At 69.1% G+C, this 21,495-nt stretch carries 17 protein-coding genes; 5 read left to right on the top strand and 12 right to left on the bottom strand.

The features are described 5' to 3' along the window. Positions 1–78 precede the first annotated feature (78 nt). From clpA to ASF41_RS05305, 3 genes are all read right to left on the bottom strand, one after another. Positions 79–2,550 carry an ATP-dependent Clp protease ATP-binding subunit ClpA gene (clpA, locus tag ASF41_RS05315; protein WP_056212811.1) on the bottom strand — a complete coding sequence of 824 codons (2,472 nt, stop codon included), beginning with the start codon at positions 2,548–2,550 and terminating at the stop codon, positions 79–81. A 23-nt stretch (positions 2,551–2,573) separates the two neighbouring features. Further along, positions 2,574–3,002 (bottom strand): ATP-dependent Clp protease adapter ClpS, encoded by a 429-nt coding sequence (gene clpS / locus ASF41_RS05310; protein ID WP_244479566.1) that lies wholly within the window; start codon positions 3,000–3,002, stop codon positions 2,574–2,576. Positions 3,003–3,304: 302 nt separating this feature from the next. Then, the gene (locus ASF41_RS05305; protein ID WP_082504064.1) at positions 3,305–3,754 is read right to left on the bottom strand and encodes a phasin family protein; all 450 of its coding nucleotides are present in this window, start codon (positions 3,752–3,754) and stop codon (positions 3,305–3,307) included. 299 nt (positions 3,755–4,053) lie between these two features. Here ASF41_RS05305 and ASF41_RS05300 point away from each other — a divergent pair, with 299 nt between their 5' ends. Further along, a complete protein-coding gene (locus ASF41_RS05300; protein ID WP_056491455.1) occupies positions 4,054–5,541 on the top strand; it encodes a D-alanyl-D-alanine carboxypeptidase in 1,488 nt (495 codons plus the stop codon). Between the two features lie 129 nt (positions 5,542–5,670). On the opposite strand, the gene ASF41_RS05295 is transcribed toward ASF41_RS05300, so the two are convergent. From ASF41_RS05295 to ASF41_RS05285, 3 genes are all read right to left on the bottom strand, one after another. After that, the gene (locus ASF41_RS05295) at positions 5,671–6,348 is read right to left on the bottom strand and encodes a DnaJ domain-containing protein (RefSeq protein WP_056212815.1); all 678 of its coding nucleotides are present in this window, start codon (positions 6,346–6,348) and stop codon (positions 5,671–5,673) included. Then, positions 6,345–6,599: a hypothetical protein gene (locus tag ASF41_RS05290; RefSeq protein WP_056491453.1), complete on the bottom strand. Its 255-nt coding sequence runs from the start codon at positions 6,597–6,599 to the stop codon at positions 6,345–6,347. Before ASF41_RS05290 ends, ASF41_RS05295 begins: the two co-directional genes overlap by 4 nt. A 65-nt stretch (positions 6,600–6,664) precedes the next feature. After that, the gene (locus ASF41_RS05285; protein ID WP_056491451.1) at positions 6,665–7,822 is read right to left on the bottom strand and encodes a S1C family serine protease; all 1,158 of its coding nucleotides are present in this window, start codon (positions 7,820–7,822) and stop codon (positions 6,665–6,667) included. Positions 7,823–8,258: 436 nt separating this feature from the next. Here ASF41_RS05285 and ASF41_RS05280 point away from each other — a divergent pair, with 436 nt between their 5' ends. Then, a complete protein-coding gene (locus tag ASF41_RS05280) occupies positions 8,259–8,474 on the top strand; it encodes a hypothetical protein (RefSeq protein ID WP_055953370.1) in 216 nt (71 codons plus the stop codon). A 489-nt stretch (positions 8,475–8,963) separates the two neighbouring features. On the opposite strand, the gene galU is transcribed toward ASF41_RS05280, so the two are convergent. Next, complete coding sequence (gene galU / locus ASF41_RS05275) at positions 8,964–9,830, bottom strand: UTP--glucose-1-phosphate uridylyltransferase GalU (protein ID WP_056272316.1); 867 nt, start codon at positions 9,828–9,830, stop codon at positions 8,964–8,966. Positions 9,831–9,998: 168 nt separating this feature from the next. On the opposite strand from galU, the gene galE reads away from it, so the two are divergent. The 3 genes from galE (at position 9,999) to ASF41_RS05260 (ending at position 13,678) form a co-directional block, all read left to right on the top strand. Next, positions 9,999–10,988 carry a UDP-glucose 4-epimerase GalE gene (gene galE, locus ASF41_RS05270; protein ID WP_056378701.1) on the top strand — a complete coding sequence of 330 codons (990 nt, stop codon included), beginning with the start codon at positions 9,999–10,001 and terminating at the stop codon, positions 10,986–10,988. Positions 10,989–11,017: 29 nt separating this feature from the next. Next, complete coding sequence (locus ASF41_RS05265; RefSeq protein WP_082504062.1) at positions 11,018–12,202, top strand: lytic murein transglycosylase; 1,185 nt, start codon at positions 11,018–11,020, stop codon at positions 12,200–12,202. Between the two features lie 72 nt (positions 12,203–12,274). Beyond that, positions 12,275–13,678 carry an SGNH family hydrolase gene (locus tag ASF41_RS05260; protein WP_056491449.1) on the top strand — a complete coding sequence of 468 codons (1,404 nt, stop codon included), beginning with the start codon at positions 12,275–12,277 and terminating at the stop codon, positions 13,676–13,678. Positions 13,679–13,743: 65 nt separating this feature from the next. Here ASF41_RS05260 and gor read toward each other — a convergent pair whose 3' ends face one another. From gor to ASF41_RS05235, 5 genes are all read right to left on the bottom strand, one after another. After that, complete coding sequence (gene gor / locus ASF41_RS05255; RefSeq protein WP_056491447.1) at positions 13,744–15,141, bottom strand: glutathione-disulfide reductase; 1,398 nt, start codon at positions 15,139–15,141, stop codon at positions 13,744–13,746. 150 nt (positions 15,142–15,291) lie between these two features. Then, on the bottom strand, positions 15,292–15,459 hold the full coding sequence (gene rpmG / locus ASF41_RS05250; protein ID WP_018044575.1) for a 50S ribosomal protein L33: 168 nt from the start codon (positions 15,457–15,459) through the stop codon (positions 15,292–15,294). Positions 15,460–15,566: 107 nt separating this feature from the next. Further along, the gene (locus ASF41_RS05245; protein WP_056491445.1) at positions 15,567–16,748 is read right to left on the bottom strand and encodes an MFS transporter; all 1,182 of its coding nucleotides are present in this window, start codon (positions 16,746–16,748) and stop codon (positions 15,567–15,569) included. 85 nt (positions 16,749–16,833) lie between these two features. After that, positions 16,834–18,108, bottom strand: coding sequence for an efflux RND transporter periplasmic adaptor subunit (locus ASF41_RS05240; RefSeq protein WP_056491443.1), 1,275 nt, complete (start codon positions 18,106–18,108; stop codon positions 16,834–16,836). A gap of 64 nt (positions 18,109–18,172) precedes the next feature. After that, entirely contained in the window at positions 18,173–21,397 is a 3,225-nt protein-coding gene (locus ASF41_RS05235; protein ID WP_056491442.1) for an efflux RND transporter permease subunit, read from the bottom strand. Between the last annotated feature and the right edge of the window lie 98 nt (positions 21,398–21,495).

Here is a 21,495-nt window from a genome sequence, read left to right as displayed (position 1 = left end):
CTCCCGTCGGGGAGGGGCCGCTTCGACTGGGCTTGTTAGCCGAGCCAACAGACTTGGCGGATCTCAGGCCCCGACCTTTCAGGCCTTGACCAGCGGCACCTTCGGAACGGTGCGGACGCCGGAGCCGCCGCTCGGGCCGCCCTTGTCGTCGCGCTTGTCGTTCGTCTTGCGCGCCGAGGCCTTGGCCTTGGTGCGCTTGTGCTTCTTGGCTGCGTTGGCCACGTCCTTCTCGGGCTTCGGCGTGACCGGACCGGCCGGAAACTCGAAGGCGAGCCCGTCCTTCTCCGCGCCCTCGCCCTTGCGCAGGACGACCTGCACCGCGCCGCCGTCCTTCAGGCGCCCGAACAGCACCTCGTCGGCCAGCGGGGTCTTGATGGTCGACTGGATGAGTCGGGCCATCGGACGGGCGCCCATCGCGTCGTCGTAGCCGTTCTCGGTCAGCCACTCCCGCGCCTCGTCGGAGAGCTCGATGGTGACGTTGCGGTCGGCGAGCTGGGCCTCGAGCTGGAGGACGAACTTGTCGACCACCTTCGCCACCACATCCTTCGGCAGGTGCCCGAAGGAGATGATCGCGTCGAGACGATTGCGGAATTCCGGCGCGAACAGCTTGTTGATCGCCTCGACATCGTCGCCCGTGCGCTTGGCCTGGGTGAAACCGTAGGCCGAGCGCGCGAGGTCGGAGGCGCCCGCATTCGTGGTCATGATGATGATCACGTTGCGGAAATCGACCTGCTTGCCGTTGTGGTCGGTGAGCTTGCCGTGGTCCATGACCTGCAACAGGATGTTGAACAGGTCCGGATGCGCCTTCTCGATCTCGTCGAGCAGCAGCACACAATGCGGATGCTGATCGATGCCGTCGGTGAGCAGGCCGCCCTGGTCGAACCCGACATAGCCGGGAGGCGCGCCGATGAGGCGGCTGACCGTGTGCCGCTCCATGTACTCCGACATGTCGAAGCGCAGCATCTCGACGCCGAGGGACGCGGCGAGCTGCTTGGCTGCCTCGGTCTTGCCGACGCCGGTCGGTCCCGCGAACAGGTAGGAGCCGATCGGCTTGTCGGGATCGCGCAGGCCGGCACGGGCCAGCTTGATCGCCGAGGTCAGCGCGTCGATGGCGTTGGGCTGGCCGTAGACCACGCGCTTGAGGTTCTCCGTGAGGTTCTTGAGAACCACCGCGTCGTCCTTCGAGACGGTCTTCGGCGGGATGCGGGCCATCGTGGCGATGGTCGCCTCGATCTCCTTGACGCCGATGGTGCGCTTGCGGCGCGCCTCCGGCACCAGCATCTGCGAGGCGCCGGTCTCGTCGATGACGTCGATCGCCTTGTCCGGCAGCTTGCGGTCGTTGATGTAGCGCGCCGACAGCTCGACTGCGGCCTTCACGGCCTCGGTGGTGTACTTGAGCTTGTGGAACTCCTCGAAATACGGCTTCAGACCCTTCACGATCTCGATCGCGTCGGGGATCGACGGCTCGTTGACGTCGATCTTCTGGAAGCGGCGCACCAGGGCGCGGTCCTTCTCGAAGTACTGGCGGTACTCCTTGTAGGTGGTCGAGCCGATGCAGCGCAGGGAGCCGTTGGCCAGGGCGGGCTTCAGGAGGTTCGAGGCGTCCATCGCCCCGCCGGAGGTCGCCCCGGCGCCGATCACCGTGTGGATCTCGTCGATGAAGAGCACCGCGTTCGGGTGCGCCTCGATCTCCTTCATCACCTGCTTCAGGCGCTCCTCGAAATCGCCCCGGTAGCGGGTGCCCGCCAGCAGGGTGCCCATGTCGAGGGAGAAGACCGTGGCCTCAATGAGGACCTCGGGCACCTCCTTGTTGATGATCTTTCGCGCCAGGCCCTCGGCGATGGCGGTCTTGCCGACGCCGGGCTCGCCCACGAGGAGCGGGTTGTTCTTCTGGCGGCGGCACAGGATCTGGATCGTGCGCTGCACCTCCGCCTCGCGGCCGATCAGCGGGTCGATCCGCCCGTCGCGGGCCTTCTTGTTCAGGTTGACGCAGTAGGCCTCGAGGGCATCGCCCTTCTTCTTCGCGCGGCCCTCGCCCTCGTCGCCGCTCGGACGCTCGGAAGCGGATTCCTCGTCCGCGCCGCGCACGGGCTTGGCCTCGGAGGCGCCCGGGCGCTTGGCGATGCCGTGGCTGATGTAGTTGACCGCGTCGTAGCGCGTCATGTCCTGCTCCTGCAGGAAGTACGCGGCATGGCTCTCGCGCTCGGCGAAGATCGCCACCAGCACGTTCGCGCCGGTGACCTCCTCGCGCCCGGAGGACTGCACGTGGATCACAGCACGCTGGATCACGCGCTGGAAGCCGGCCGTCGGCTTGGCATCCTGGCGGCCGTCCCCGATGAGGTTCGACAACTCGGTGTCGACGTACTCGACAAGGCTGCGCTTGAGGGTGTCGACCTCGACGTTGCAGGCCCGCATGACCGCGGCCGCGTCCTGATCGTCCACGAGGGCGAGCAGGAGATGCTCCAGCGTCGCATATTCGTGCCGGCGCTCGCCGGCGAGCGCCAGGGCGCGGTGGAGAGCTTGTTCTAGGCTGCGAGAGAAGCTGGGCAAAGCGTGGCCTCTGTGTGGGGTGCCTATTTCTTTTCCATAACGCACTGGAGAGGATGTTGGTGTTTGCGGGCGAAGTCCATGACCTGCGTCACCTTGGTCTCCGCAACTTCGTACGTGAAGATCCCGCACTCGCCGACACCGTTGTGGTGTACGTGCATCATGATTTGAAACGCGACTTCCTGCGACTTATTGAAGAATTTCTCGACGACGTGGACGACGAACTCCTGAGGAGTGTAGTCGTCGTTCAGCAAGAGAACCCGGTAGAGGCTCGGTCGCTTGGTCTTCGGCTTGGTGCGGGTGATGATGGCGGTTCCGGACCGGCCGTCATCCGTACCACCCGGTTCGCGTGGCTCGTCCGTCGCCCGCACATCGGTGACGCGACGCTGGAACGTGAAGGTCTCGGGGCCGTCCGCGCGTGAGGATTCGCTGCCCCGTATCAGGACGTCGGTCATCTGAATCGCATCGACCCCTTGGTGCGGCATGCTGCTCGGTGGCTGCTTCATCCGCGGGTCGCGCCGGCGAGGCGCGCTCGCATCGCTGGTAATCTATAGGGCCATCGGCTGCTTCGCCAGTCGGCTGCGCGCACTTGTCCGAGACGGCCGCGAACCGGCGTTCCGAACCGCCCGGACGGTGCTCCGCGATCGCCCGGTCCCGAACACGAAAATGGCCCCGTGCGATCGATCGCACGGGGCCGGACTGGCAAAACGTCTGGGCTCGCGGCGGGACCGTTCGCCCGACGCGGGAAAGCCGTGTGTCAGGCTGCCTTCTGGTCGGCCGTGGAGAAGCCGGGAAGCTTTGGGAAAGCCTTGAGATCGAAGGCCTTCGGATTGAAGAACGTCTTCGGATCGAACAAGGTCTTCGGATCGAAGAAAATCTTGAGGTCGAACGGCGCCTTGGTCTGGAGCGGCGCGCCGACCTCCTGGGCGAGGCCCTGGTACAGGTCGGTCATCACCTTGGCCTGGTTCTGGAGGCGCTCGTAGGACGCCTTGAGGTACTCGGCCTGGATCTCCAGGGCGGACTGGAGCGTGCGCGCGGTGGCGAGCTTCTTCATCGCCGCGGCCCCGGCGCTGTAGGACTCCTTGGCGAAATCGGCCATCTCGATGCTGGCGGTCTGATGGGTCTTGGCGAGCGAGGAGACGCTCTTCATCACAGTGGCGAGGCCGGCCTTGTTCATCTCGGCGGCCTTCTCGTACATCTGCGTCATCTGACGATCCTTCCGCCCCCGCGGGGCTTACCCTGATGTGTCGGGCCATTGCCCGCGAGGCCGAGACCGGCCGGGGCCTTTTGTGTGCGATGCAACATAAAACGTCAAGCGATATATTGCACCGCAATATGGCAGTCGGATCCGGCGAATTGGTCTCGCTGCATTAACCGGGCCGTAACTGCGTCCACCTAGCCTGATTGACAGATGTTGCGGGGTTACGGCGGCACGGCCGCACCCCCGCCGAGATGTTGCGGTGCAAGCCGGCCCGCGGGTCGTGCATGTCGAGGCAGTGAGTCGTGATGCGTAGCCATACTCCCCGCGTCGGCCGGGTGCCTGCCCTCTCGGCCGCGATCGCCGCAGCCGCCGTCCTGGCCGCCCTCGCCTCCCCGGCCGAGGCGCGACGTGGCCATCATCACCGCGGTGGCGGCGGTGGCGGCTACAATCCGCCCTACGCCGCCATGGTGGTGGACGTGAAGACCGGCAAGACGCTGCACGCGATCAACGAGGATTCGCTGCGCCACCCGGCCTCCATCACCAAGGTGATGACGCTCTACATGCTGTTCGAACAGCTGGAGCGCGGACGCTACACCCTCGAGTCGCCGCTCACCATCTCGTCCTTCGCGGCCTCCCAGGCCCCCTCGAAGCTCGGCCTGCGGCCTGGTTCCACCATCGAGGTCGAGGACGCGATCAAGGCGATCGTGACGAAGTCGGCCAACGATGTGGCCTGTGCCATCGGCGAGAACATCGCCGGCTCGGAACCCCGCTTCGCCGAGATGATGACGCAGAAGGCCAAGGCCCTCGGCATGAGCCGCACCCACTACGCCAATGCCTCCGGTCTGCCGGATGCCGACCAGATCACCACGGCGCGCGATCTCACGATCCTCGCTCGGGCGATCCAGGATCGCTTCCCGCGCTATTACAAGTACTTCCAGACCCGCTCGTTCGCCTTCCGCGGCCGGGTCATCGGCAATCACAACCGCCTCCTCGGCAATGTCCAGGGCGTGGACGGGATCAAGACCGGCTACACCCGCGATTCTGGCTTCAACCTGATGACGGCGGCCAAGCTCGACGACCGTCAGATCGTGGCGATCGTGCTGGGCGGCAAATCCGGCGCCAGTCGCGACCGGATCATGGCCGACCTCGTCCGCCAGTCCCTGCCCCGCGCCTATGCCGGTGCCCGCCAGGCTCCCTCGACCATCGAGGTCGCGGAGCGCGCCCGCCCGGCCGTGGTCGCCGACGGCGCCTCGCGCACCCGGACGCAGGTGGCTTCCGCCGACGACGAGGATGTTGAGACCACGGCGTCGACCCTGCGCGCTGGCCAGCCTCTCGATATCAGCCCCGCCCGCACCGCCACCACGACGCCCGGCAGCGCCGGCATGAAGTGGCGCTCCGGCGCGCTACCGGCCTCGGCGCAGGCCTATGCGCCGGCGGGCGGCCAGGCCGCCTTCCCGGCCGGCGGCAAGAGCGATGCCCGCTTGGCGTCCATCGACGGTCCTCGCGCCGAGGCGGCGAAACCGGTTTCCGGCGCGCGGATCACCCCCACGGCCTGGGTCATCCAGCTCGGCGCCATGGACGACGAGGACAAGGCGAAATCCATGCTGTCCGAGGCCCGCAGCCGGGCCGGCGGCGCGCTCTCGAAGGCTTCGCCCTATACGGTGAAGGTCGAGCATGGCGGCGCGACCCTGTTCCGCGCCCGGTTCTCGGGCTTCGCCGAGCAGGACAGCGCACAGGATGCCTGCAACGCGCTGAAGCGCAACGGCTTCAATTGCTTCGCCACCCGCAGCTGAGTTCGCGCTGACGGGTTCGCAAGGGACCGGCGCCCCTTCGGGCGTTCCGGCTCAGGACACGGGCGCCCGGTTCGTATCGCCGGACGTCCGTACTCTCGACATTCCCTGTCTGACAACGCGCGTGGAGTATCAGCGATGTCGGTTGTTAAGCCTGTCACGGGCCGCGTTGACGCGGGCCGCCTGCTCGGCCGTGCCTCCTTGGTCGGGGTGCAGCCGCTTCATCAGCGTCCGGTGAGCCGCGCGGACCTGCTCCAGGGACGCCCCGCGCTCAAGCCCCAGGATCTCATAGGCCTCCTGCTCCGTCATCGCCCCTGGATACGCCGCGCGGCGCGGCCCCGGGTCGGGATTGCCCTGAGCGTCTACACGCCAACCGGGATGCCGGCGGTCGAGATACGCCTCTAGCCGACGGGCGGTGTCGGCATCGCGTCCGAACAGGGCGACGAGGGCGGGCAGCGGAATCGCCGACAGGGGTTGGCCGGCATAGGGACCTGCCAGGGCGATCCCCTCCCCCGCTGCATCGAAGCGGATGGTGGCCCCCGAGAGCCGGCGCGGATCGTAGCGGGCGGCAAGGCCCCGGACCCGGCGGTTCAAGCCCGCCGACCCCTCCAGCAGCCAGATGGCACCGCCCCCGAGCAGGATGGCGAACTCGAGCCGGCCCCGCACCAGGAAGAGGGCCGCCAGCGCGAGGGCGGCGTAGCCCCCCACCTGCCGCAGGACGCGCGCCGTCAGGGCCGGATGGCGGATCTTCAGGTTCCGCCCGAACCACCACAGGAGAAGGAGCGCGACCGCTCCGGCAAGGAACGTCACCGGGCGGACCCGTACTCGGCACCGATCCGGCCGCCGACGCGCAGCTTCACCCCGCCGACGTCACGGGACCCCTGGCTGTCTGGCGCTGCCGGCTTCGGGCCCGCCGCGGCGCAGCCGGGCTGGGGCGGCAGGCGGACGCCCTCGGGGGCATTCTCCGGGCAGAGATGGGGCTTTGTGCGCTCGGCGGCACCGGCGGCGAGGACACCGGCCAGCCAGAGCAGGACGGCGCAGGAGGGGCGGTGGCTGACCATGGGTCACTTTCACTGGGCGATGGGTCGCTTTAGCGAGCGCTGCGCGGCGTGACGAGGGCCCGGCCTCAGAGCCGGCTCTCCGCCACGTCCGTGGTGGTGACGCGGACCCGGCGCGTGCGCCCGTCCCGCTCCACGATCAGGTCGACCGAGGCGCCGAGACCGGCCGCCTCCATGGCGGCGGTGAGATCGGCGAGGCGGTGGACCGGCCGGTTGCCGGCCCCCACGATGATGTCGCCGATCTCGCCCGTCTGCGCGTCGACGCCCTGCAGACCGGCCGCGGCGGCCGGAGAGCCGCGCAGCACGCGCAGGACCACCACCCCGTCGATTCCGAGGCGGGCCGCGGTCGCCTCCTGCCCCGCGATGATGCCGATGCCGGGATTGCGCGTCCGTCCGTTGCGGATGAGCTCGGGCACGACCCGGTTCACGACATCGACCGGGATGGCAAAGCCGATGCCGGCGCTCGCCCCGGAGGGCGAGAAGATGGCGGTGTTCACGCCGATGAGGCGCCCGGCGGAGTCGAGGAGCGGACCGCCGGAATTGCCCGGGTTGATCGCCGCATCGGTCTGGATGACGCCGGAAAGCTCGCGTCCCGCGCTGGTGGGCAGGCGACGCTGCAGGGCGCTGATCACGCCGGTGGTCAGGGTGTGATCGAGGCCGAACGGGTTGCCGATGGCGAAGACCGACTGGCCGACCTTGAGGTCGGCCGAAGTGCCGATGGCCAGGGGCTGCAGGGCCGCGGTGGTGCGCCCCAGGCGAATGACGGCGAGATCGTAGCTCGGGGCGGCGCCGACCAGGCTCGCCGACACGACCTCGCCGGAGGACAGGCGGACCGCGATGGCACCCCCACCCTGCGCAGCCGCCGCGACCACGTGGTTGTTGGTGACGATGTGCCCGGCCGCATCCCAGATGAAACCGGTCCCGGTCTGCGAGCCCCCGCCCGGCTCACCGCCCTCGTTGTCGACCCCCATCAGGGCCCGCCCCTGGGCCGCGGCCTGCACGAAGACATGAACCACGGACGGGCTGGCTCGGGCGAAAAGCTCCACCGTCGCCGTCTCGGCGGGCGCCAGATCGCCGCGGGCGGTGATCGCCCGCGCGGTGTCCGCCGAAAACAGGAAGCCGGTCAGGTAGGGCTGCGCCACGAAGAGCGCGAGCAGGCCGAGGGCTGCAGCCGCGGCCCAGCGCAGGAAGCGATCCGCCGGCCGCGGGGGAGACCGATCGGGCATGTGTCATCCTCTTCACCATGCTGCGAAAACCGCATCGCGTCGCATCGCCATTAACTGGGCGGTGACGCAATGGCCTTCAACTGGCTCGGTACCGTGACGGGCCAGGGTGCGTCAGCACACCGAAACCGGTTGTGGCGAAAGATAAACAACGGCGCGACATTGTCAGCCGAGGCGACAAACAGAACGAGAGGGCGTCCAAAAGCAGCCATATTCTGCGCGCTGATCAGCAACGGCGCGCTTTGTATGAGGGAGAGAGCGTTCAGGTGCGGATGAGCATTTCATCCCTGTCTGAAATGACCTCAAAGCCGCCTTAGAGATGCTTCCATTCACCCGGATAGACGTCCCGCAGCAAATGTTCAGGTTCGAGGTCGTACAGACCTTTCGCCGGGCAGCCGGCATCGCGGGGAACGACCCTCACGATCAAAGGAACACACACATGGAAACCCAAGCCCTGGAACGTCCCGCCGATCTGACGATCTGGCGTACCGCTCCGGTTCCGGCTCCCCTCGCTCAGCCCGCGCGCTACCGGACCCTGCGTGAGGCCATCGAGGCTGCCGCCGGCGCCCTGTCCGATCCGGCCAAGCAGCCCTGGATCATCACGGAGGATGGCGAGGTGCTGTCGCCGAACTGGATCCGGACCTACCTGAACTGAACCGACCCGCCGGCGCCGTCGCGTCCGTCGTCCCGCGAGCCGACCGCAGCCCTAGGCGCGGCCGGCCCGCGCGCCTCCCAGAGGCGCCTCCACCGATATCCTGCGGCCTGAGGCCGAGCCCTCGCTCCGCGATCCCGAATGCCGGATCGCGTGCAAATCCTTCCACCCCTTTCACAGGCATGCGTGCGCGCGTGATCGCGCGCCCGAACCCCGGGTCGCGCGCGGAGCCCTAGGCGCGTCGTGCCTGGGGCGTCCGTCTGCACCGTCCGGAGCGGGTACAAAAAAAGGCCGCTCCGAAGAGCGGCCCGAAGTCTAGGGAGGAAACGCCCAAGAAGGGCTGCCGAACCGCGACGCCATCGCGGTCCCGCAACGCACAATCTAAAGTGCGACGCACAAAAATCAAGGCCTTTGCACGTCGTTCAACCCGTTTTCTGGAGCTTGGGCTCGGCGTTCCCTGAGGCACCGAGCAGGCCGCGCCGGGGCGCGATCTCAGTGCTCGCTCAGAAGCTGCGCGATCTCGGCCTTGAGGGCCTCCGAGAGGTCCTTGCGCTCGAGGGCGTAGGCGATGTTCGCAGTGAGGAATCCGAGCTTCGAGCCGGTATCGTAGGTCCGGCCCTGGTAGTGCATGCCGAAGAAGGCCTGGTCCTTGGCGAGCTTGATCATGGCGTCGGTGAGCTGGATCTCGCCACCGGCGCCCGTCTCCCCTGCCGACAGGATGTCGAAGATCTCGGGCTGGAGGATGTAGCGGCCGGAGATGATGAAGTTCGAGGGCGCGGTGCCGGCCTTCGGCTTCTCCACCATGCCGTTGATCTCGAAGGTCTGGCCGAAGGTCTGGCCGACGCCGACGATGCCGTACTGGTGCGTCTCCTCGGGCTTCACCTCCTCGACCGCGATGACGTTGCCGCCGTGGCGCTCGTAGGCGGAGAGCATCTGCTGCATGCAGCCGCGGCTCAGCATGTCGGGCAGCAGCACCGCGAAGGGCTCGTCGCCGACGATCTCGCGGGCGCACCAGACGGCGTGCCCGAGGCCGAGCGGCGATTGCTGGCGCGTGAAGCTGGTCTGGCCCGCGGCCGGGAGGTCGCGCTTCAGGGCCTCGTAGGCCTCGGTCTTGCCCCGCTCCTGCAGCATGCGGTCGAGCTCGAAGGCAACGTCGAAGTGGTCTTCGATGACCGCCTTGCCGCGTCCCGTGACGAAGATGAAGTGCTCGATCCCCGCTTCGCGGGCCTCGTCGACGACGTGCTGAACGACCGGCCGGTCGACGACGGTGAGCATCTCCTTCGGAACGGCCTTGGTGGCCGGAAGGAAGCGGGTGCCCAAGCCGGCGACGGGCAGGACGGCTTTGCGAATCGGTTTCATCAAGCGAGACCCGGTAGCGAGGGGAGGTGAGGAAGACCCCGAGTGGATTGACGTTGCCTCGGTACAGCCTCCGCCCAGGGAAGGCGATAGAGCCATCGACGTAACGGGCATAACCGACAAGCTCGTTTTCCGATATATCGTCAGTGAAACGTTTGGGGAGAAGGTGTCATGGCGGTTCTTGTGACGGGCGGTGCGGGCTATATCGGCAGCCACATGGTGCTGGCACTGCTCGACGCCGGGCACGAGGAGGTTGTGGTCCTCGACGACCTTTCAACCGGGTTCGACTGGGCGCTTCCACCTGAGGTGAAGCTCGTCATCGGCGATGTCGCCGACCAGTCGCTCCTTACGGAAGTCATCCTCCAGCATCGTATCGACGCCATCGCGCACTTCGCCGCGCGCATCGTCGTGCCGGATTCGGTCGCGGATCCCCTGCAGTATTACTTGGCCAATACCGTCAAGACCCGGGCCTTGATCGAAACGGCGGTTCGCTGCGGGGTCAAGCACGTGATCTTCTCCTCGACGGCTGCGGTCTACGGCGAGCCTGAGGTCGTGCCGGTGCCGGAGGATCTGCGGCCGTCGCCGATCAATCCGTACGGACGCTCCAAGCTGATGAGCGAGTGGATGATCGCCGATGCGGCCAAGGCCCACGGCTTCTCCTACGTCATCCTGCGCTACTTCAACGTGGCCGGAGCCGACCCGCGCGGCCGCACGGGGCAATCGACGCCCAACGCCACCCACCTCATCAAGGTCGCGACCCAGGCCGCCCTCGGGCAGCGGACACATCTCGAGGTCTTCGGCACCGATTACCCGACGCGGGACGGTTCGTGCCTGCGGGATTACATCCAAGTTTCCGACCTCGCCGAGGCCCATCGCGTCGCCCTGAACCACCTGCGGTCCGGCGGCGAAAGCCTGACCCTGAACTGCGGCTACGGTCGCGGCTACTCGGTCCTCGAGGTGATCGACGTGGTCAAGCGGGTCTCGGGGCGCGACTTCGAGGTCCGGCTCTCGCCGCGCCGTCCCGGCGATCCGGCCCAGATCGTCGCCGAGGCCCAGCGGATCCGCGATCTCGGCTGGACGCCGCAGAACGACGACCTCGACCGGATCGTCGCCCAGGCTTTCGCCTGGGAAGAGACCCTGACCCGGCGCAACCGTCTGTGAGGGGCTGGGCGCCGCTCGCCCTTGCGGGCATGCTCGGGGCCGGAACGGTGCTGGCGGCGGGCGGTCAGCCTGTACCGCCCGCAACGACGGCGGAAGCACAGTCCCGCTTCGCCGCCTTCATCGCCGCGCTGCGACCGGAGGCCGAGGCGCGGGGCGTCTCGGCCCGGACCTTCTCGGCGGCCTTCGCGGGGATGTCCGGACCCGATCCCGACATCCTCGCCCGCACGCGCAAGCAGGGCGAGTTCGGGCGTCCGGTCTGGGACTACCTTGTCGGCGCAGTCTCGCCCGGCCGGATCGCCCGGGGGCAGGCCCACGCCAAGCGGCTCGCGTCCGTCCTCGCGCGGATCGAGGCGCGCTACGGCGTGCCGCTTTGGATCGTGCTGGCGTTCTGGGGCGTCGAGTCGGATTTCGGCGCAAGCGGCGGCAGCGTCCCGACGATCCGGGCTCTCGCGACCCTGGCGGAGGCGCGGTTCCGCGGCACGCTGTTCCGCGATGAACTCCTGGCCGCCCTCACCATCCTGGAGCGGGGCGACGTCACGCCGGAGCACATGAAGGGTTCCTGGGCCGGGGCCATGGGGCAGGTGCAGTTCCTGCCGTCCAGCTTCCTGGTCCACGCGGTGGATTTCGACGGCGACGGGCACCGCGACATCTGGGGATCGGAAGCGGACGCCCTGGCCTCCATCGCCGCCTACCTCAAGACCCTGGGCTGGAACCCGGCCTTCTCCTGGGGCTACGCGGTCACCCTGCCGCCGGGGTTCGATCTCGCCCGCTACCGCGGCGGGCTCGCGGACTTCGCCCGGCGCGGGGTTCGACGCACCGACGGTCAGGCCCTGCCGGATGGGGGCACCGCCAGCCTGTTCCTGCCGGGCGGCCTCGGGGGGCCGGTCTTCCTGATCACCGACAATTTCGAGGTGGTCCGCGCCTACAACACCTCGGATTCCTACGCGTTGGCGGTGGGGCATCTCGCCGACCGACTGGCCGGCGGGCCGGTCCTCGCCGCGCCCTGGCCGGTCCGCGACGCCCGCCTCGACAAGGCGGGGCTGCAAGCCCTCCAGGCGGGCCTCACGGAGCGCGGCCTCTACGCGGGCGAGGCGGACGGGCGCGCCGGACCAAAGCTGCGGGAGGCGGTGCGGCAGTACCAGATCGCCGAGGGCCTGCCGGCGGACGGCTACGCGACGCCGCGGTTGCTGGAACACCTGCGGGGACGCCCTTAGACCTCGGCGGCATCCTCCTCTAAGGTGTCGGCCACCCGACCGGTCCTCCGGTCCGATTGATCGAGGCGTCCCATGACCTTGCCGGCATCGCGCGCGGCCTGGTGTTTCCTCTCCGGTCTGTCCCTGCTCCTCGCCGGCGCCGGGCCGGCCTGTGCGCAATGGGGCGATTCCTACGACGCGCCCCGGGGCGGCGACTACCAATCCCCCCGCCGCCGGGCCCGGGACTATTACCGGGACGACGACGGCTACGCCGCCCGCCAGGCGAACCGGCGCTACGCGCCTCCGCCCCAGGAGGCGCCGCGCCAGTTCTACTGGCCCTGGGAGGATCGCCCCGCCCCGCCCCAGGCCGCCCCCGTGCCGAGCGCCCGCCCGGCGCCGCCGCGCAATCGGGGCTATGCCGATGACGGGCGCTCAAGCCACGATGACGGGCGCGCCGTCCGGCGCCGTCCCCGCCCGGCCCCGGTCGTGGCCCAGCCGAAGCCGGTCGCGCCCAAGGCCGAGCCGACGACGCGGATCGCGGTCTTCGGCGATACCCTGGCCGGCCACCTCGGCGGCGGCCTGTCGAACGTCTTCGAGGACAATACGGAGATCGGCGTGGTGGATCGCTCGAAGGCCGATAGCGGCCTCGTGCGGAAGGACGTGGTCGACTGGCCGAAGGCCGCCGAGGAGTTCCTGAAGGCCAACCCGAAGACCACCTATGCCCTCGTCATGATGGGATCGAACGATCGCCAACCCATCCGGGAGGGAGACCAGACCCTCGATCCCTTGAGCGACCGCTGGCGCACCCTCTATGCCGAGCGCGTCGACGCCCTGATCAAGGTGTTCACGGACGCGAAGATCCCGCTGATCTGGGTCGGGGCTCCGCCCATGCGCAGCGAATCCCTGACGAAGGACATCGCCGCGATCAACGACATCTACCGCGAGCGCGTGGCCAAGGCCGGCCAGACCTACGTCGATATCTGGCCCGGCTTCGTCGACGACCGCAACCGCTACACCGCGACGGGGCCCGACCTGGAAGGTCAGGAAGCCAAGCTGCGCACGGCCGACGGTGTCCACTTCACCAAGGCGGGCGCGCGCAAGATGGCGCATTTCGCCGACGTCGAGCTGAAGCGGATGATGGGCACGGGTGCGCCGCCGGCCCAGCCGGCGCTCGCCGCCCCCGTGGCGGTGGCGCCGCAGCCGCCGCTGGAAGGCGAGGCGGCCAAGCTCGACGATGCCGCCGCCATCGACCGGCAGATCACCGCGATGCTCCCGAGCCTGCCGGAGCCGCCCGGCATCCCGGCCCTGCCGGTCAAGCCCCTCGCCGGCCCGGTGGTGCCCCTCGGCCGCGCCGAGGTGACGCCGGGGGGGACGCTGATCAGCGGACGCCCCCGCGACGCCGATCCCTCGGGCACCGTCGAGCGCGCCCTGGTGCGGGGCGCCGCCCCCCTGCCCCAGCCCGGCCGGGCCGACGACTTCAAGTGGCCGCCGGGCTGACCGGCGGTCGATCCTCGAGCCTGTCCAGGTGGCGGATCGGACGCGGGGATCTCGGCCCCGGGGCGCTAGCCGACGCCCACCGGATGCTTCGTCACCACGGGGCTGCGCATGGTGACGAGCTCCTCGCCGGCCGTGGGATGCACCGCGATGGTGCGGTCGAAATCCGCCTTGGTGGCGCCCATGGTCACGGCGATGCCCACGGCCTGGATGATCTCGCCGGCATCGTGGCCGAGGACGTGGACGCCGACGACCCGGTCGCTGGCGCGGTCCACCACGACCTTCATCAGCACGCGCTCGTCGCGGCCGGACAGGGTCGCCTTCATCGGGCGAAAATGCGAGCGGTATACGTCGATGATGCCGTAGAGGTCACGGGCCACATCCTCGTTGTGGCCAACGACCCCGATCTCCGGGGTCGAGAAGACGGCCGTGGGGATGAGGCCGTGGTCGACGCACCACGGCTTGTCGCCGAACACCGTGTCGGCGAAGGCGTGGCCCTCGCGAATCGCGATCGGGGTCAGCGCGGCCCGGTCGGTGACGTCGCCGACCGCGTAGATCGACGGCACGCGGGTCTGCGAGAAGGCGTCGACCGGGATCGCGCCGCGGGCATCGGGGGCGATTCCGACCGCCTCGAGACCGAGGCCGGCAATGTTCGGGCGCCGGCCCGTGGCGGTCAGGACCTGATCGACCTCCAGGGTGCTGCCGTCGTCGAGGGTGACGCGGATGCCGCTCCCGGCCTGGTTGAGGCGCTCCACCGTGCGGTTGAGGCGCAGGTCCATGCGCTTGGCATAGGCTTCGCCGAGGGCGTCGCGGAGCTCGTCGTCGAAGCCCCGCAGGAGCCGGTCGCCCCGGTGCAGCAGGGTGGTGCGGCTGCCCAGATGGGCGAAGACGCCGGCGAACTCGACGGCGATGTAGCCGCCGCCCACCACGAGGATGCGCTCGGGCAGCGTTTCCAGTTCGAAGACCTCGTTGGAGGTGATGGCGAGCTCGGCGCCCGGGATCAGCGGCTCCTTGACCGGATGGGCCCCGACCGCGACGAGGATGAAGCGGGCGGTGACGCGGCGGTCCGATCCGACGAGGCGCACGGTGTGCGCATTCTCGATCACCGCCCGTTCGGGGATGACGGTGACGCCGGCCCGGCCGAGATTGGCGTCGTAGATGCCCTCCAGGCGCGTCACCTCGGCATCGCGCCGGGCCTTCAGGATGCGCCAGTCGAAGCGCGGCTCGGGCACCGACCAGCCGAAGCCGGCGGCATCCTCGAATTCGTCGGCGAAGCGCCCGGCATAGACCATGAGCTTCTTCGGCACGCAGCCGCGGATCACGCAGGTGCCGCCGACCCGGTACTCCTCGGCGAGCTGGACCCGGGCGCCGTAGCCGGCCGCGATGCGGGCCGCCCGGACGCCGCCGGAACCGCCGCCGATGACGAACAGATCGACGTCGAAGGTGCGGTCCAGATCGTCTGCCATGAACTCATCCTGCGGGTGGGAGCGCCGAGGGCTCTCCATCGCCCGAACGGGGCGGCACATCAACCGTCCCGCGGCGCAAACGAAAAGGCCGCTTCCCCACCCGGAGAAACGGCCTCGAAGACACCGATGCGGCGCGAGGCGCCGGCGGGCTTACTTGATCTTGGTTTCCTTGAAGTCGACATGCTTGCGCACGACGGGGTCGTACTTCTTCATCGACAGCTTCTCGGTCTGCGTACGGGAGTTCTTCTTGGTGACGTAGAAGTAACCCGTGTCGGCGGTCGAGATCAGCTTGACTTTAACGGTGACGGCCTTGGCCATGGACGCGGCGCTCCTGTGATCGCGGCATTCCGCATCAGCGAAACGCAAAAGGGCCGGCGGTGGCCGGCTGAATACCGGCGGGTGATTGCCCCATCGGCCGGGATTCGTCAAGGCGCCTCATACGTCGGATGCCGGACGATGCCCAGGGCGACGACCATCGCGTAGCCCAGGAACAGCAGGCAGAGGCTGTAGGCGAACCCCTGGGGCGGGATCAGGTCCATGCCCCCGCCGATGAGCGGCGGACCGAGCATCAGACCGACATTGTAGAGGACCACGAAGGCGGCGTTGGCCCCCGCCAGTTCCGGCCCCTGCACGGTGGCGCCGAGATGGGCGAGGCCCACGGTGTAGAGCGTCCCGGCGATGCCGCCCCACAGGAACAGCAATCCGAGGAGGGCCGGAAACCAGGTCGACGCCAGGGGTATCAGCATCGACCCGAGGGCCCCGCCGAGCCCGGCCATGAGCAGGACGAGGCGCCGGTCGACCCGGTCGGCGAGCCAGCCGAAGGGGATCTGGAAGAGGACGTTGCCCAGCGCCAGCGCACTGACGAGGCCGGCCGCCGTCTCGGCGTCGTAGCCGAGGCGCAGGCCGTAGAGGGGCAGGATCGCGAAGCCGCCGGTCTCCACCGCCCCGTAGACCAGGGCCGCGGCGGTGGCGGCGGGCGCGAGGCGCAGATAGGCGTGGAAGGGGCGCGACGCGCCGTGCCCGATCACCGGGGACAGGCCCCGGGCCAGCAGGAGGGGGACCAGGGCGACGAGGAACAGGCCGGCCCCGCCGAGATAGGGCGCGTAGCCCTGCGTCCCCAGGACGGTGAGCAGGGTCGGTCCCACCGCGAAGCCCAGCGCCAGGACCGTGGCGTAGACGCCCATCACCAGGCCGCGCCGCTCCGGCGGGGCCGCCGCGTTGATCCAGAACTCCGAGAGCACGAACAGGGCGCCGAGGCTCGTGGAAAACACGAAGCGCAGCACGAACCACCAGGCGATGCCCTGGAGGAGCTTGAAGGCGACGAGGCAGAGGGCGCCGAGGACGATGGCGCCCACGAGGAGCGGCAGCACGCCGAGCCGGGCCGCCAGGCGCGGCACGAACGGCACCGTCAGGATGGCCGCGAGGCCCGCCACGGCGGTGTTCACCCCGATCAGGGTGCTCGACGCGCCCATACGCGCCATCTCGATGGAGAGCAGCGGGATCGTCAGGCTGAGGCCGATGCCGACCACCGCCACGCAGGTGATGGCCGCGGCGATCGAGGCGAAGCGGGAGCCGTCGCGCGACTCGGCGTGGGGAGGGGCCGGCATGAAGGGGTCCGCTGCGGGTCGCTGGCGCGACGCCGGGACCGCCTTGTCTACGCCGGGGCGGGCCGGCGCAACCGGGGGCCTGCCCTCAGCGCGCGGCCGATTTCAGCGGCTTGCCGTCGGCGGTCGGCGGCTTGCGCTCGATCTTCTGGCCGTCCTGCAGGTCGGCGGGGGGGCTGAGTACGATCTCCTCGCCGCCCTCCAGGCCCTGGCCGAGCTCCACCGTGGTACCGAGGTCGCGCCGGATCGTCACCGTGCGCCACTGTGCCGTGCCGTCGTCGCGGGCCACCGCCACCTGGGTGCCGCGCTGGTTGAAGACGAGGGTCTCGGCCGGCACCCGCACGTTCGGTTCGGTGCGCGGCACCTTCAGGGTGACGTAGACGTAGAGCCCGGCCCGCAGGGCGCCGTCGGTGTTCGGGACGTCGACCTGCGCCGTCAGGGTGCGCGACGAGGTCAGCAGCGCCACCGAGCTGCGCTCGACCTTGCCCGAGAAGGTCCGGTCGGCGATCTGCGGCACCTTGATGGACGCATCCACCCCCGGCTTCACCCCGACGGCGACGTTCTGGGGTACGTTGACCGAGACGCGCAGGATGTCGTCGCGGTCCATGGAAAGCAGGGCGGTCCCGGTGCCGTCGGCGTGCACGAGGTCGCCGACATCGACGCCGCGCTGGGTCACCACGCCGTCGAAGGGCGCGATGATGTCCTTGAAGCCGGTGAGCGCCCGCAGGCGCTCCACCGTGGCCGCCTGGGCCTTGATGTTGGCCTGGGCCACCTTCACGCCGGCTTCCGCCGAGGCGAGGGTCGCGGCCTGACTGAGCACGCTGGCCTGGGAATTGTCCGCGTTCTGCTTCGAGGCCCAGCCCTGCCCCGCCAGGGTGGAGGTGCGGCTGTTGGTGACGTTGGCGAGGTTCACGTTGGCCTTGGCCTGGTCGACCATGGACCGGGCCTGCAGGAGCGCGGCCTCGAGCTGTCCCGTCTGCGCCTCCGCCTGGGCCAGCTGCTGGTCGAGGTCGGGCGCCGCGATGCGCATCAGGATGTCGCCCTGGCGGACACGGCTGCCGATATCGACCCGGCGCTCGGCGATGTAGCCGGTGGCGCGGGCGTAGAGGGCCGCCTTGGCGAAGGCGTCGGTCTGCCCCGGCAGGGTGATGTCGATGGGCTTGTCGGCCCGCTCCGCGGTGGCGGTGCGCACCACCGGCACGAAGCTGTTCACCTTGCGCTGGGTCTCGGAGGCGGCGGCGCGCCGCTGCATCTGGCCGTAGCCGCCCCAGGCGAGCAGGCCGAGGGCGGCCAGGGCCGCGATCAGGAAGGGCGCCTTGCCGGGTGGCGGCGGGATGGCGGACGGATCGTGGGTCTGATGCATCACGCCTGTCCCATCGCCGAACCGGGCCTCATCCTGCCATCCCTGTTCCAGACCCGCCAACGGCTCACGCGTAATCCTCCAGCGGCTTGACCGCGCCCCGGCGTAGGAGCGTGTACAGGAACGGCACGAAGAGCAGCGTCGCCGGCGTGCCGATGGCGATGCCGCCCATGACGGCCCGGGCCAAAGCCGCGTTCTGCTCGCCGCCCTCGCCCGTGCCGAGGGCCATCGGGATCAGGCCGAGGAACATCGCGCTCGCGGTCATCAGCACCGGCCGCAGGCGGGTCTCGCCGGCGAGCAGGGCCGCCTCGACGGCACCGCATCCCGTGGCCTCGCGATGCTCCTTGGCGAAGGTCACCAGCAGGATCGAGTTCGCGGAGGCGATGCCCACCGACATGATCGCCCCGAAGAGCGAGGGAATCGAGAACGTCGTCCCGGTGATGAACAGGCTCGCGACGATGCCGCAGAAGGCCAGCGGCAGGGCGGCCAGCACCACGAAGGGATCGCCCCAGCTCTGGAAGTTCACCGCCATCAGCAGGTAGACCGCCACCAGCGCGATCGCGAGGCCGACCTGAAGCCGAAAGAAGGCCGATTCCATGTTCTCGATCTGGCCGCGCACGATGATCTTGTCCGGCGCCGGCAGGGCCTTCTGCTCCTCGGCGATGATCCGGCGGATCTCCTTCGACACCGAGCCGAGATCGCTGTCCTGCACCGCCGCGTAGACGTTGAAGGTCGGCTGGGTGTTGACGTGATTGATCACCGTCTGCGACCCCTCGCGGCGCAGGGTCGAGACGCTGGAGAGGAGCGTCAGCACGCCCGGCGCATCCGCATTGCCGTTGACGAGGAGCGGCGTGTTCTGGAGCGCGGTGAGCGAGTCGTTGCGGTATTCCGGAGTCTGCACCCAGAGCTGGTAGGGGATGCCGGTCTTCGGGTCGGTCCAGAAGTTCGGCGTCACCTGAAACGAGCCCGACAGCGAGACGTTCAGCCCCTGGGCGATCTGCTGCTGGGTCAGCCCGAGCTCCGAGGCGAGCCGCCGGTCGACGTCGACGAAGAATTGCGGCGTGCCGACGATCTGGTGCAGGTGCACGTCGACCGCCCCGCGCACCGCCTTCAGGCGGCGGACGATGCTCTGGGCCACCTCGAGGTCCTTGGCGGTGTTGCGGCCCGAGACCTGGATGTCGATCTGCGCCAGGGTGCCGAAGTTCAGGATCTGGGTGATGATGTCCGAGGGCTGGAAGTAGAACACCACGTCGGGGAAACGCTCGCGCAAGACCTCGCGCAGGCGCTTGGTGTAATCCGCCACCGAACCGTGGCCCTCCTTGAGGTTGATGAGCATCTGGCCGTCGTTGTAGGCGACGAACGAACCGTCCGAGAACGCGAAATTGTAGTTGTTCGCCGGCAGGCCGATATTGTCGAGGATCTGGTCGATCTCGCCCTCGGGGATCACCTCGCGGACCACGTTCTCGACCTGGGCGAAGACCTGCTCGGCCGTCTCGATGCGCATCCCCGGCCGGGTCCGCAGGTGCAGGGTCATCTGGCTCGAGGCGACCTGCGGGAAGTAGTCCTGCCCCACGAAGACGAAGAGCCCGGCGGTGGTGGCGAAGACGACGGCCACCAGGGTCAGCGTCGCGGCGCGGCGGGCGACGACGACGTGGAGCAGGCCGAGATAGCCGCGCTGGAAGCGCGCGAACCGCGCCTCGAAGCCGTGGCGGACCCAGCCGGCCAGCCGAAAGACCGGGCCGCCGATCCACGCGAGGGCGCGGGCGACGCGTCCCCGCCGCGGCGTGGTGCCCGCCCCGTGCTTGGCGTCGTATTCCCGCGCCACCAGCACGTCGATCAGCACCGGGACCAGGGTGCGCGACAGGACGTAGGAGGTCAGCATGGCGAACACGACCGCCAGGGCCTGGGGCGTGAACAGGTATTTCGGCGTGTCCGTGAGGGCGAAGACCGAGACGAAGGCGGCGCAGATCGACAGGGTCGAGATCAGCGCCGGCTTGGCGATGCCGGCCGCGCCCTCCACCACCGACTTGCGGAAGGGCTCGCCCTCCTCGAACAGCCGGTAGGTGTTCTCGATCGCCACCGTCGCATCGTCGACCAGGATGCCGACCGCCAGGGCGAGGCCGCCCAGCGTCATCACGTTGATGGTCTCGCCGAGCGCCGCCAGGATCGCCAGGGAGGTCAGGATCGAGAGCGGGATCGAGACCAGCACCACGATGGTGGAGCGCCACGACCCGAGGAACAGCAGGATGGTGAGGCCCGTCAGGCCCGCCGCGATGATTGCCTCGTGGATCACGCCCTCGATGGCGGCGGAGACGAAGACCGACTGGTCGAACAGCGGCTTCAGGCTCATGCCCTCGGGGGCGGCGGCCTGGATGTCGGGCAGCGCCTTCTTCACGTTGTTGACGACATCTAGCGTCGAAGCGGTGCCGTTCTTGAAGATGCGCATCAGCACCGAGTGCAGGCCGTCCGCGCGCACGATGTTGACCTGCGGCGGGCCGCCGTCGCGCACATTGGCGACGTCGCGCACCAGGATCGGCTGGCCGCCCACCACCTTGATGGGGATCTGGTTCAGGGCCTCGATCGCCTCGGGCGAGGCATTGAGCTGCACCGGGTATTGCTGCTCGCCGATCTTGGCGAGGCCGGAGGGGATCGTCAGGTTCTGGGCCGTCACCGCGTTGGTGACGTCCAGCGCCGTGAGCCCGAGGGCCTGGAGGGCGTGCAGGTCGAGATCGACCATGATCTGGCGCGGGGTGCCGCCGAAGGGCGAGGGCAGGGTCGAGCCCGGCACCTGGGTCAGGCGCTGGCGGATGCGATACTGGGCGTAGTCGAAGACCTTGGTCAGGCTCTCCCGGTCGGACGAGAGCGCGAGCTGGATCACCGGCACCGAGGAGGCCGAGAAGCGCAGGACGATGGGGGGCTGCACCCCGGGCGGCATCGTCGCGCGGATCGAGTTCATCGCCGAGACGACCTGGGCGATGGCGAGATCGATGCTCACCGCGCCGTCGAAGTAGATCTTCTGGATCGCCGTGCCCTGCAGGGTCGTCGATTCCATCCGGGCGATGTTGTTGACGTTGTTGGAGAGCGAGAACTCCGCGTAGGTCGTGATGCGACGCTCCATCTCGGAGGTCGACAGGCCGTTGTAGGTCCACACCACCACGACCACCGGGATATCCACGGTGGGCAGCACATCCTTGGGCGCGACCACGACCGCCGCCGCGCCGCCGAGCATCATCAGCACGGCCAGCACGTAGATCGTGATGCGGAACTTCAGAGCATACTGGACGAGGCCCATGCGGCTCCCGCGCGATCGCGTTCAGGCTGGTGTACCACGGTGGTCGCACGCCACCGGTTCCTCTGTAGCCGTGACGCCGCGACGCAATCGAGGTTTCA

The sequence above is a fragment of the Methylobacterium sp. Leaf111 genome (genome assembly GCF_001423285.1).
GTDB lineage: Bacteria > Pseudomonadota > Alphaproteobacteria > Rhizobiales > Beijerinckiaceae > Methylobacterium.
The sequence above is the reverse complement of the archived record's forward strand: the minus strand, read 5'-3'. Positions and strand labels throughout refer to the sequence as shown.